This is a genomic window from Clostridium luticellarii, from assembly GCF_002995845.1.
Classification (GTDB): Bacteria; Bacillota; Clostridia; order Clostridiales; family Clostridiaceae; genus Clostridium_B; species Clostridium_B luticellarii.
Genome location: NZ_PVXP01000020.1, coordinates 39086 through 52435 on the forward strand (window position 1 = coordinate 39086; position 13350 = coordinate 52435).

A 13350-nucleotide genomic window follows, 5' to 3' on the forward strand; every position below is an offset into this window, starting at 1 on the left:
AATTTAATTTTGTTTTTGCAGTATTTTCTGTTTTTGCAGTATATAAGGATCCTTCTGGTGAAGCCACCATTTTGTATAAGGCAGCTTAACGTGAGCTTTAAGATCTTCATTGAATTTTTTACGGGCCATTATATCCAATATGGTTTCTCCCAGATTTATAATACCCTGGTAACCCACTGCAAAATGTTCATCCCCTAGAGGAACTGCCGGAATTCCCATCTTTGAAGCCAAAGGTGCAAGTCCTCCGTGTCTTATGATAATAAAATCAGGCTTTACATTCTTAAGTAATCCATAAAATTGATACTGCTGTCTGTTGCTAACACTAAAATTAGGCACATCACCGTAATTGTCCACTACAAATTTCAGAGAATCCTTTTTAGGATCATTGTCATCGTAAGATGGATCATGGTGAAATACCAATGAACCATCAACCTCAATTCCCAATTCTTTAAGCACTGCGATAAGTCCATGGGAATAAGCCGAGCCTGTGGCGGCATACCCTTTTCTGCCTTTTAGAGATTTTTTAAGTTCTTCAATTTTGGGAGCTATTCTCCTGTGCTCCTCTTCTATATATATTTCTGCGCTTTCCTCTCTATGGGTAACTTTTCCAATTTCTCTTATCCATGCGTCCGTTCCTGCTATTCCATAAGGCTGGGGAGCCTTTACTTCGGGAACTCCAAACTGCTGCTCCAGACCCGCCGCAAGATAAGAAGACAGTGTGTTACAGAATGAAACCGTAGCTGCAGCTTCAGACATCTGCTCAAGATCCTTCACCGTTGCCATATCCACCACATAATTTACCCTGAGCCCAAGTTTTGACAATATAGGTGTAAACACATCACTGCCCCATAGATTTATTACATTTACCAGATCTTCCTGTTTCTCTTTAGGATTCTTACGTACTATCTGCCTCAATATTCCATGTTGTGCTGCATCAAAGCCTGTACTCCAGTGTTTTGATCTGAATCCTTCACAGTACATTGGAATAACAGGTATTTTAAATTTTTTCTGCATTTTAGATGCCACACTGTCTACATCCTCTCCTATGATTCCCGTGGCACAGGATGTAGCAATAAAAATTGCCTTGGGATGGTGTCTGTTCCAGGCATCTTCTATGGACTGCTCCAATTTGCCCAGAGCTCCAAACACCATGTCTGTTTCTTTTATATTGGTATTTATTATCTTTATATTTTCCACGGGCAGATTTCTAATAGCGAGACCATTTCTGTATATGGAATTATAACATGCCTGCCCTGTGCCGCAGCCTACAGGAGCATGCTGAATCAAAACCGCATCCCTTATATTCCCTGCCTGACACTCCACCATCTGCTCACTGCATCCAGAACCCTGGGTAAAAGGTCCAATGGTTTCACAAAGTCTTTTCCCTCCATTTCCCCTGCACCCTGCACAGGTATAGGAAGAATCTCTGGAAAGTTCTGAAGCTTTTCCGGTCTTCCACCCGATAATAGTACCCAAGCGCTCTTCTCTTGTCTTAACTACAGAAGTATTTAAATTAAATTTCATAAATTATACCCTCCGTTATTTTAGTTTTGTATGTTTAAATTAGCACCATTCAGCATTTTTTCATTTCTACACCCCAGCAATTTATTTGCAGCAGATTTTATTATAGTATCCATAAACAAACCCAGAAAGGCTATTATAATGGCAACTGCAAATATATTTTTTATGGCATAATTCTCCTGATTATTTAATATCAGCCATCCAAGCCCTGAACTTGCTCCCATCATTTCCGCTGCTATAAGCATAAAAAATGAATATCCACCGCTGATTCTGATTCCAACAAAAACTGAAGGTAGAATTGAAGGTATACCTACTTTGCAAAAAAGCCTCCATCCCTTGAGTCCAAATCCTCTGCCAGCTTTTATTATGGAAAAGTCCATATGCTTAATTCCATATATCGTATTGAACATTATAGGCCAGGTACATGTCCATGCAATTACTGCTATTTTGGGAATTTCGCCGATACCTGAAAACAAAATCAGCACATGAAACAATATAAATGGGTTTATCTGGGAAAATATTTCTATAACAGGCTCTGCCACCAGATCCACCTTTGAAAACCATCCTCCAAGCAAGCATCCAAGGGGTATTCCTATTACAATGGATATAATAAATCCTACCAGTGCCCTTTCCACACTTATGCCTATATTGTTCAGCAAATTTCCCGACATAAACATGTCCTTTAAAGTCAGAATCACACTTGAAAATGGAGGAATGAACAATGGATTTACTATCTCCAATCTGCTTGCAGTTTCCCATACTGCAATAAATACAAATATCACCAACAGTTTATAAAAAGTATCTCTGTTATATTTCACTTAAATCTCCACCTATATAACTTTATTTGTCCATATTCATATGGTCATCTGCTTTCATGTCCGTGTGTTTATTCTCATTCATTTTCATATTATCATTTGATTTCATATCCGTCTGCTTATCACCGTCCATCTGTTTATCTTCATTCATCTGCATATGATTCATCTGGACACCACTGTCAATGTCTGTAACCTTAGAAACATGTGCGGCATAGCTGCCAACACCTATAACTATTGAAATAACCGCAGCTATAAAAGCTGCCTGTGCTTTATTGAATCTGGTTATACCTTTTTTCCATCTGGCAAAGCTGAAGACATGTGTGGAACCTTTCCAGAAAAATACCTTATTCTGGATGCATATTAAAAATCTATTTAGAATAATCCCCAAAATTATGATGCACACACCTGCCGCATACATACTTGGTATTTGATTGTTCATGGCAGAATTATGGAAAAGCCATCCCACTCCTGCAGTAGCACCTATCATCTCGGCTGCTATAAGCATGAAAAATGACATTTCAACACCTATTCTAAGTCCCAAAAATATGGAAGGTGCAGCTCCCGGAATAATTACTTTTTTCAACATCTGAAATTTGGATACATTCATGGACAATGCAGTTTTAACAAGAATGGGCTCCACTCTTCTGACTCCTGATATAGTATTGTACAAAACAGGCCACAGACATACCCATGCCACTACTGAAAGTTTTGCCGCTTCCCCTATACCAAAGAACAATATGAATACAGGCATTAGTGAAAATGGATTGACTTGAGAAAATATTCTAAAAAGTGGATCCAGTATATCCGCCGCCCGGGTCATCCACCCTCCCAGCAGAAATCCAGCTGGTACTGCAATGACAGCCGCTATAATAAGTCCTATAATCACCCTCCAAAGACTTACAGCAACATGTATCAGCAATTCACTTTTCAGACACAGCTCATACAATTGAACCAGTACTTCAGAAAATGAAGGAATAAATTGAGAGTCCAAGATGCCAGTTTCCGGAAGAAGCTGCCATAAAATCAAGATCAACATCACTCCAGAATATTTCAAAATATAATATTGAAGCCGATGTTTAATTTCATATGTTTCCCCATACACGGTCTTATACCACTCCTCTCAATTTAAAATCATTATAATCATACAGAAACTTCTACCTGCTTTTTATCATCATTTCCATGGAGCAGTTCCCATATCCTGTTCCTGGTAGAGTTGAATTCCTGGGAAGTTCTGATTTGAGAATTAATCCTGGGCCTTGAGAGTTTTATATTTATTATTTCCTTGATTCTCCCCGGATTAGCTGTCATAACAACCACCCTGTCTGCAAGGAAAACAGCTTCTTCAATGCTGTGGGTGATAAATATAATGGTTTTATTTGTCTTTTCCCATATATTAAGTAATTCTTCCTGGAGAGATTCCCTTGTCTGGGCATCCACTGCAGCAAAAGGCTCATCCATGAGAAGTACTTCCGGATCATAGGCCAATGCTCTGGCAATGGCAACTCTCTGCTTCATACCTCCTGAAAGCTCATGGGGATATCTATTTTCGAATCCCTTCAAGCCAACTAAATTTATGAACTTTTTACTTATCTCACGTCTTTTTTCCTTGGGGATATTCTTTATCTCCAGTCCGAACTCAATATTTTTTTCCACTGTTCTCCATGGAAACAGTGCATATCCCTGCATTATGATTCCCCTATCCAGAGCCGGACCCGTAATGGGCTTACCATCTATATATACATTTCCCGATGTGGGTTTTGACAATCCCGCCAATATGTCCAGAAAGGTTGATTTACCGCAGCCGCTGGGTCCTACCACCGTAATAAACTCACCTTTTTTCACCTTTAAATTGAAATTATCCACCGCCAAAAATTCTTCATTGTCCTGACCGTTTTGTGACCTTACGTCATAGACTTTTCTTATATTATCTACAACAATTTTATACTGTTTATCCCTCAGACTGACACTTTCCTGTTTTGATTTTTCATTTACTTTACTCATTTAAAACTCACTCTCCCATATTATTCTTTGACTACATAATCCGGCTTTGAACCTAAATTTCCATATTTGTCAAACTCATGGGTAACTATATCACTCACCTTCACCTTTGCATTTTTAGGAAGTGCCCCGCTTGTCTTGCTTCCATCTATCCACTGCTGTATATCCTTGTCTTTTATAACTCCATCATCTGCATAATAATGATTGGCACTTACAGGTACTCCTATGGCATCTGATACCCACTTGTTGACTTTAGCACGTTCCTTTTCATCAGGGATGCTTTTGTTTATGTACCTCTCTGCCTTCTTTACTGCAACTACAAATTTTGCAACTTCATCAGGATGCTGTTTTATAAATTTATCAGAAAAATAGTATAGATAAGTTCCTCCATTTTCACCTGCTATAGGCCTGCTGGTAGTCAATATATTTCCTATGCCACTCTCCTCAATGGATTTATAAAAAGGTGGATGCACCACTGCAATTTGAATAAGTCCCTTTTTTAAAGACAATACCTGCTCTATATCCGGCATCTGAATCCACTCAATCTTGTCCAAAGATATATTGTTTTTTACAAACAATATATCTGATAAGAAGTCTACACAGGAATTTCTGGAATTAGCACCTACTTTTACTTTTCCAGGATACTTGTTGATATCCGCCAATGTCTTTATAGACCCATTTTTATTACTTATCCACCACATGTGCTGAAGATGCGTATCAGTCACACTGTCTGGAGGCTCTACAATAGATCTGGTCACTCCCTTCACCTTTGCACCTCCTTCAGTTGCAATAGCTAGATTATTGGGATGGGCATCTCCAAAATCATTATTTCCATTTAACACTGAAGGAAGACGCTGAGCCGGCTGTGTATCCCCTGTATACTGTATTTTCAATCCCTGCTCTTTAAAATATCCCAGTTTATCTGCCACTATGATAGGTGCAGCTGTACAATCCTTTCTGCTCCAGGTCTTGAGAACCTGAAGTTCTCCACTTTTTTTCGATGAAGTCTGTTTCTCTCCTCCGCAACCGGAAAAAAACAATGCCGCTAAAACTATTGAAACCACCATTGAAATCAACCTTTTACTTTTCAATTTAAAATCCCCCTTAAAAATAAAATAATTAATTTTTTAAGATACAAAAGAATCCTGTTTCCACACTACAACTTTTTTTTCTACAAAGCCTATGGCTTTATTTATGAATATGCCCAATAAGGCAATTGTAAGCGCTGCTGCAAACAACCTATTAATTTGGAAATTAACTTCTGAATTGAGTACCATCCATCCAAGTCCTGCGCTTGCTCCTATCATCTCCGCAGCTATGAGCATCAAAAATGCATTTCCTGCACTCATTCTGAGTCCTGAAAATATGCTTGGAGCAGCTCCCGGCAGAACCACTTTCCAAAAAAGTCTTATTTTAGAGGTACCCATGGCCTGTGCTGCTTTTATTAGTAATGGATCTATAGTTTTCACTCCTGTTATGGTGCTGAATAGTATGGGCCATATGGACACCCAGAATATTATAGAGATCTTGGCAACTTCTCCTATTCCAAAGAGCAGTATAAAGACCGGGAACAATGAGAAAGGATTAACCTGTGCCAGAATCTGCAGCAAGGGATCCAGTATTTCCTCCAGTTTTCTAAATCCTCCAGCCAGTAAAAATCCCAAAGGTACAGCTATAATTCCAGCTAGTAAAAATCCCACTCCTGCCCTTAAAATGCTCACTTTTACATGAACAAGCATTTCATTTTTCAAAGTAAGACTTACAATGGTACCTACTGTTTCTGTAAAAGTAGGTATGAATTGATGATCAACTATTCCAAGTATAGGTGCAACCTGCCAGAAAATCAGGAACAGTACTACCGCTATACTTTTTCTAAAAATTTTAGTCAATATTTTCCCTGCATTCGTCCTATGATTTTTATTTTCCACATAAGTTCTGCTGTCTATATTCATTAATTATATCCTCCCTTTTTTACCTAAATACACTAAAACACAAAAAACACCAGAAACATATAATCCATTAATAGATATCAATATCTATTAAGAAATAAGTCTCTAGTGTGTCTAGTAAACTCTTTTCATATAAAAATCAATTTATCTCAAAGCTGCCATTGCTAAAAATCACTTGATTTCGCACATAAAAAACTTTCCTGTAAAGATAAAATACAAGAAAGCACCTTGTTCTCTCATCTTTCAGATATACAATCTGCTGGAATTAGCACCGTTAAATAAATTTAGGTTGCCGGACATCATAGGGCCAAGTCCCTCCGTCTCTCTAGATAAGAATTTATTTATTTTTCTAAATTAGTTTAATAATATCAGACAATACATATACTGTCAAGAAGCTGAGTCAATTTTTTGAATTTCCTCCTCCGCTTCATCCAGCTGATCCTCCCCAAATACCTTGATACCATTTTCTCTGAGCAGTTCTGCAGTCTTACCCTCACCCAGCTTTTTAGTCCCTTTAAATGTGCCGTTATATATATACAGGCTTCCACAAGAAGGACTATTTTGTTTGAGAATTGCAATTGTAACATTATTTTCCTTTGCCAGAGAAAGAGCTGCCTGTGCCCCTTTTTCATACTCATAGGTCACATCAACTCCTCTGCTGGTAATAACTTTATCACCTTTTATTTGGCAGCTTTATCGATTAACTTTACTGCTTTTTCTATACCCTCCTCTATAGTACTGTACATCTGAAATACTTTTATTCCCTTTTCATGAAGCTTAGTTACAGGCTCAAAACCAATACGCAGTACGAGTACTCCATCACAATCCTCTATGCATTTTATAACACCAGATATTTTATCATCATGTCCGGTACATTCCTGCGGCCCATTGCAATACCTCTCCACATCCCTTTTTTCATGGAACTTGATATTTTCTCCCAGTACATCATATATATAAAACTCAGATACATGCCCAAAATGTTCATCTACATAATCCCCTGAACTGCTGGCCACTGCAAATCTATAACCTTTCTCCACCTTCCCTGCTTTCTTATCCTCTTCATGAATTTTTTCATGCTTGTCAATAGAAATCACATTTTTATTATAGCCCCTGAACTGAGCCGATACGTCTTCATCCAAACTCCCTATGGCATCTGCCCTGCACTGCCTGCAGTGGTACATCTGCTTTAAATACTGTTCACATTCTTTTCTCATGCTTGTCAATTCAGCCTCATCCACAGTATCCCTGTTTTCAAACACACTCCCCTTTACAGGTATAAGAGGCATTATATTTGCCATATAGGCACCATATTCCCCGACTTTTTTCACTATTTCAGGAATGTGTTTATCATTAATTCCTTTGATCATTACAATATTTATTTTGCACACAATACCTCTATCTACAAGATACTTAAGGCCTTCAAGCTGATTGTTAAGTAGAATTTTTCCTGCTTCTTCCCCTACGAAAGTGCTTCCTTTATAATTTATATATCTATAGATCTGACCATCTATTTTGGGATCTACGGCATTTATGGTTATTGTCACATGGGTAACTCCCAGTTTTATTAGTTCCCCGGCATAAGCAGGCAGCATCAATCCATTGGTGGAAAGACAAAATGTAATATCCGGACATTCTTTTTTTATGAGTTCTATGGATTTTTTGGTTTCTTCAAAATTTGCAAGTGGATCTCCCGGACCGGCTATACCAACCACTGTCAAATTTTTTATTCTGTTTTTTACTACCTTAAATTTATCTCTGGCTTCTTCCGGAGCCAGAACTCCACTTGTAACTCCAGGCCTGGATTCATTTATACAATCATATTTTCTATTACAGAAATTGCAGCTCACATTGCATTTTGGAGCCACAGGTATATGCATTCTGGCATACTTGTGTGCAATACAGTTGTAACATGGATGCTCAAATGTTTTCTCTTGAATGCTTTTTGCAAAATTTATCGCCATATCTTATTATCTCCTTTTTCACATAATTGAAATATAAAAAAGGCCAGACAAACTTAAAAATCAAGTTTGTCTGGCCTCCAGTATTTCTGGTCAACCTTCCATAAAAAATTTCAAAATATTTTTGGTTTAAGAATATACAACCACATTATTCAATTCTTCTTTTATCTCATCCACCTTGTCAAGCTTTTCCCAGGGCAGTTCCACATCAGTTCTTCCAAAATGTCCATAGGCAGCTGTCTTCTTGTATATTGGCCTTCTGAGATCCAAATCCCTTATAATAGCTGCCGGTCTTAAATCAAAGATTTTATCTATGATCTCAACTATTTTCTCATCGGCTATTTTCCCTGTTCCAAAGGTATCCACACTTATGGATACAGGCCTTGCCACACCTATGGCATAGGCAACCTCGACTTCTATTTTATCCGAAGCACCTGCTGCCACCAAATTCTTTGCTATCCACCTTGCTGCATAAGCTCCCGATCTGTCCACTTTCGTAGGATCCTTACCCGAAAAAGCTCCTCCTCCATGTCTTCCATATCCACCATAGGTATCAACTATTATCTTTCTTCCAGTGAGTCCGGAATCAGCTTCAGGGCCTCCTTTTACAAATCTGCCCGTAGGATTTACAATATATTTAGTGTTGGAATCTATAAATTTTTCAGGTATTACTTCTTTTATCACATTATCTATTATATCTTTTTCAATCTGGTCGTGCTCTGCACTTTCCTCATGTTGTGAAGATATTAAAATCGTATCTATCCTTACAGGTTTTTCACCCTCATATTCCACTGTAACCTGAGTTTTACCATCCGGTCCCAGATAGGGAATAATACCATTTTTTCTCACATCGGCCAGTCTCTTTGAGAGCCTGTGCGCCAGTGCTATGGGAAGAGGCATATATTCCGGAGTTTCATTGGTGGCAAACCCAAACACCATTCCCTGATCTCCCGCTCCTATTGCTTCTATATCATTCTTTTCTCCACGCTTTGCCTCCAGGGATTCATTTACTCCCAGTGCAATATCCGAGGATTGTTCATCTATGGATGTTATAACCGCACAATTGCTTGCATCAAATCCAAATTTTGAGCCTGTATATCCTATTTCTTCAATGGTTTTTCTCACTATCTTAGGTATATCCACATAGGCCTTGGTGGATATTTCTCCCACCAGAAGCACCAGGCCTGTATTTACAACTGTTTCGCAAGCCACTCTGCCGTATTTGTCCTGTTCAATAACTGCATCCAGAACCGCATCTGATATTTGATCGCAAATTTTATCAGGATGTCCTTCTGTAACTGATTCTGATGTAAATAATCTACTCATCTTTATCCCTCCAATTTATTTTACTTAATATTTCTATTTACTATTTACATATGATAACTTTGATTGTTCACTATGAAGTAATTTATATATTCCCACCATGGCCAGCACCCATACAGGTGCAATGTAAAGCGCAACCCGTGCAGCTGGCAAAAAGGCCATTGTAATAACAATTATCAGCAGATAAATTATTGTAATGTATGAGGAAAAAGGGTAAAAAGGCATTTTAAAATCAATTTTTCCGCCCTCTCTAGTTTTTTTTCTACGGAACTTCAGCTGGGTTACAAGAATTGTACCCCAGGCAGTCAAAATGGCTATAGTTGTCACTGATGAAATATATGTAAAAAATTTTTCTGGTATGAAATAATTCAAAATTACAGCAATCAATGCCACAGCCGTGCTGAAAAGTGTTCCCACATATGGCACCCCTGATTTGTTCAATTTTCCAAATACTCCGGGAGCATTATTATTCAGTGCCAGACTGTAAAGCATTCTTCCATTTATATACAGGGCACTGTTCATGCCTGAAAGAGCAGCTGTCAAAATTACAAAATTTATGACTGAAGCAGCCGCAGGGATACCTACTTTGGAGAATACCAGCACAAAAGGACTTCCTGCAACCCCAATTTTATTCCAGGGGTAAAGCGCCAGCATCACAACCACAGAACCCACATAGAAGATAAGTATACGCCAAAACACATCATTAATAGCTTTGGGAATTGATTCTCCCGGGTTTCTTGCCTCTCCTGCCGTTATGCCGATAAGTTCCACCCCTCCAAATGCAAAACTGACAAAAACAAAAGAAAGCACAAACCCTTTGAATCCATTGGCGAAAAAACCTCCATTGCTCCATATATTCGAAAATCCAACAGATTGTCCTGCATTATTAAATCCAAATAGTACAATGAGCATTCCAAAAATAATCATACATATTATGGCAACCACTTTTACAAGGGCAAACCAGAATTCAAACTCACCGTAGGCTTTGACTCCAACTAAATTAACTGCAATGAGTATGAACAAAAATATAAGTGCAGTAACCCATTTAGGAAACTGAGGAAGCCAAAATTGAACATATATCCCCATGGCAGTAAGTTCTGCCATAATAGTAGCTGTAGCCTGAAACCAATATGTCCATCCCGAAAAAAATCCTGCAAAATTTCCAAGATAACGGGTGGCATAAGCACTGAAGGAACCTGAATTGGGCTCATCTACAGCCAGCTCACCCAGAGCTCTCATAATAAAAAAAATAAACAGTCCTCCTATTAAATACGCCAGGATAATGGCAGGTCCGCCTGTTTTAATAGCATCTGCAGAACCATAGAATAATCCCACACCTATGGCACCTCCAATGGCTATCATTTGAATATGTCTGTTTTTAAGATCTTTTTTCAGTAATTTATTGCACATATCATTACCCACTCTTTTTATACCTCCAAGTAAAAAATCTATACGTGAGAAGACATATAGATTTTCATTGCCTCTCATCTTCCAGGACATGCCTGCTGGAATTGGCACCATCATATACAAGCTAAGAAGTATATTCAGGTTGCCGGGTGTCATAGGGCCAGTCCCTCAACCACTCTCGATAAGAATTACGCTATTCAATTATCCAGTTCTACATTAAAAAACTTCCCGTGAGAAATCACAGGAAGTAAAATTCCACTATCTCTCATCTTTCAGGTTATACCTGCTGGAATTAGCACCATTGATTGTACAAATTATACAATCGGTTGCCGGGCATCGCAGGGCCAGTCCCTCCGCCTCTCTCGATAAGAAAAACTACAAATATTATAATCCACTTATATTTGATTTATATTTACTATACAATTATTTATCTTTTTTGTCAATAGAAATATTTCTATTCATACAAATTTTTACTAAAATATCTGTCACCTCTATCCGGAAATATGGTCACTATATTTCCCTTATCTATGGTATGAGCCAATTTCAATGCTGCTGCAAGAGCTGCACCAGAGGAAGATCCAACTATAAGTCCCTCTTTTTTCGCCAGCTCTCTCACCAGTGAAAAGGCTTCATCATCATTTACCTTTATAACTTTATCCACCAATTTTATATCCATGGTATCCGGCAGAAAATCATTTCCTATACCTTCAATGGCATAACCATGCTCTTCAGTCCCGCCACCAAGAGTAGAACCTTCTGGATCCGCCAGTATAGCCTTTATACTGCTGTCTTTTTCCTTTAAATATTTTGCAACTCCTGTAAAAGTTCCGCCGGTGCCCGCTCCAGCCACAAAATAATCTATTTTCCCCTTTAACTGTTCATATATTTCAGGGCCTGTGGTAGTATAATGTGCATCAGGATTATCATTGTTTTCAAATTGACCCAATGATATAGAATTTGGTATCTGCTTTAAAAGCTCCTGTGATTTTTTTATAGCTCCCCTCATTCCATCTTCTTCTGGAGTATGAACTATCTCCGCCCCAAGTGCTCTCATCAATACCTGCTTTTCTATAGAAAATTTCTCCGGTACTGCAAATATGACCCTATATCCCCTGTTCAATGCACCAAGTGCAATTCCAAGTCCCGTGTTGCCTGCAGTGGCCTCAACTATGGTGTAGCCTTCCTTCAGCCTGCCGTTTTTCTCTGCTTGATTTATCATATAATCTCCAATTCTATCCTTTACACTGCCCCCTGGATTAAAATTTTCAAGTTTGGCATATATATTAATTCCATCTTTTAAATTAAATCTATTTATTTTCAGTATAGGTGTTTTGCCTATCATTTCCTTTATATCATTAAAAACTTCCATTATAAAAATCTCCTTTAAAATTACAAATTTTTCACTATAAAGTTTACTTTCATTTAATATTTTTCAAATCCCGGAATTATGAAAAACAAAAAATCTTCTGCCCCTTACAGAGGCAGAAGATATTACTTCTACGGTTCCACTCTGTTCATCTTTCATGGAATGCACAAAATAAATACATACAGGAAAGAAAAACTCATTATCGGTACAATCATACCTCAACATTTTAACGGCTGTGCCCGCTGAAACCTACTTCAATTCAATTCAGAGCTCCAAGATGCAATTCAATTACCTCCCGCTAAAATTTCCTCTCACCTTTTGGAAATTCTCTCTAAAATAGCATCGTGCAATTTACTCTTCTCATCATCGCAATTTATATAATTTATAAGATGATAATACTACATAAATTTAATTTAATCAAGTATAATTTTTTATTTCACAGTAATCTTAAAAGCATTGTCAATTGTTTCCTCCGTCAATTCCTGTCCAATGCCCGGTTTATCCGGTACATCATAATAACCATTAACCGGCTGATAATCATATTTGCAGAAATTTCTATTATAGTCTTTTAAATATATAGTATGATGTTCATGAATAATAAAATTAGGTATTACTGCTTCCAATTGGAGTGATGCCGCTACAGCTATGGGACTTCCACATACATGGCACTGTACAAGCACATCATATACGTGTGCCATATCGCATATTTTTTTACCTTCTGTAATTCCACCACAATTTCCCAAATCAGGCTGTATTACATCTAACAAACCACCTTCAAAAAACGGTCTATATCCCCATCTACTATATATTCTCTCTCCACCTGCCAATGGGATATTTACTTTTTGCTTCACTTTTTTAGTCAATAATGGATTAAGCGGAGAACATACCTCCTTGTATAATGTAGTCATAACATTTAATAGAAAGCTATCATAATTTCTAACGAACATTACAACTCATTTCTTTTAATATTATTCGAATTTTTTCTACCCGGTAGGGTTCACTTTTCTTATCTA

At 37.8% G+C, this 13350-nt stretch carries 12 protein-coding genes and 3 riboswitches; all 12 genes read right to left on the reverse strand.

Translation table 11 applies throughout. The annotated features are described in order from the left end of the window. Positions 1-3: 3 nt before the first annotated feature. The 12 genes from CLLU_RS08695 to CLLU_RS08750 all read right to left on the reverse strand — a co-directional run bounded on the left by CLLU_RS08695 (position 4) and on the right by CLLU_RS08750 (position 13284). Entirely contained in the window at positions 4-1524 is a 1521-nt protein-coding gene (locus CLLU_RS08695) for a nitrogenase component 1 (RefSeq protein WP_106009353.1), read from the reverse strand. Positions 1525-1544: 20 nt separating this feature from the next. Continuing rightward, positions 1545-2339, reverse strand: a complete 795-nt coding sequence (locus tag CLLU_RS08700) for an ABC transporter permease (protein ID WP_106009354.1) — start codon at positions 2337-2339, stop codon at positions 1545-1547. 22 nt (positions 2340-2361) lie between these two features. Beyond that, on the reverse strand, positions 2362-3438 hold the full coding sequence (locus tag CLLU_RS08705; protein ID WP_242977526.1) for an ABC transporter permease: 1077 nt from the start codon (positions 3436-3438) through the stop codon (positions 2362-2364). Positions 3439-3476: 38 nt separating this feature from the next. Next, positions 3477-4337: an ABC transporter ATP-binding protein gene (locus CLLU_RS08710; RefSeq protein WP_106009355.1), complete on the reverse strand. Its 861-nt coding sequence runs from the start codon at positions 4335-4337 to the stop codon at positions 3477-3479. Positions 4338-4357: 20 nt separating this feature from the next. After that, the gene (locus CLLU_RS08715) at positions 4358-5425 is read right to left on the reverse strand and encodes an ABC transporter substrate-binding protein (protein WP_106009356.1); all 1068 of its coding nucleotides are present in this window, start codon (positions 5423-5425) and stop codon (positions 4358-4360) included. A 36-nt stretch (positions 5426-5461) separates the two neighbouring features. Continuing rightward, positions 5462-6286 (reverse strand): ABC transporter permease, encoded by an 825-nt coding sequence (locus tag CLLU_RS08720; RefSeq protein WP_106009357.1) that lies wholly within the window; start codon positions 6284-6286, stop codon positions 5462-5464. 230 nt (positions 6287-6516) lie between these two features. Next, positions 6517-6619, reverse strand: a riboswitch (SAM riboswitch). 51 nt (positions 6620-6670) lie between these two features. After that, entirely contained in the window at positions 6671-6967 is a 297-nt protein-coding gene (locus CLLU_RS08725; RefSeq protein WP_106009358.1) for a 2-thiouracil desulfurase family protein, read from the reverse strand. Further along, positions 6964-8244 (reverse strand): nitrogenase cofactor biosynthesis protein NifB, encoded by a 1281-nt coding sequence (gene nifB / locus CLLU_RS08730; protein WP_106009359.1) that lies wholly within the window; start codon positions 8242-8244, stop codon positions 6964-6966. Before nifB ends, CLLU_RS08725 begins: the two co-directional genes overlap by 4 nt. A gap of 126 nt (positions 8245-8370) precedes the next feature. Further along, positions 8371-9567, reverse strand: a complete 1197-nt coding sequence (gene metK / locus CLLU_RS08735) for a methionine adenosyltransferase (RefSeq protein ID WP_106009360.1) — start codon at positions 9565-9567, stop codon at positions 8371-8373. 33 nt (positions 9568-9600) lie between these two features. Continuing rightward, positions 9601-10974, reverse strand: a complete 1374-nt coding sequence (locus tag CLLU_RS08740) for an amino acid permease (RefSeq protein WP_207655974.1) — start codon at positions 10972-10974, stop codon at positions 9601-9603. 71 nt (positions 10975-11045) lie between these two features. Then, positions 11046-11159: riboswitch (SAM riboswitch) on the reverse strand. Positions 11160-11233: 74 nt separating this feature from the next. Then, a riboswitch (SAM riboswitch) is annotated at positions 11234-11343 on the reverse strand. An 82-nt stretch (positions 11344-11425) separates the two neighbouring features. Next, complete coding sequence (gene cysK / locus CLLU_RS08745; RefSeq protein WP_106009361.1) at positions 11426-12340, reverse strand: cysteine synthase A; 915 nt, start codon at positions 12338-12340, stop codon at positions 11426-11428. Between the two features lie 428 nt (positions 12341-12768). After that, positions 12769-13284 carry an enolase C-terminal domain-like protein gene (locus tag CLLU_RS08750; RefSeq protein WP_106009362.1) on the reverse strand — a complete coding sequence of 172 codons (516 nt, stop codon included), beginning with the start codon at positions 13282-13284 and terminating at the stop codon, positions 12769-12771. Between the last annotated feature and the right edge of the window lie 66 nt (positions 13285-13350).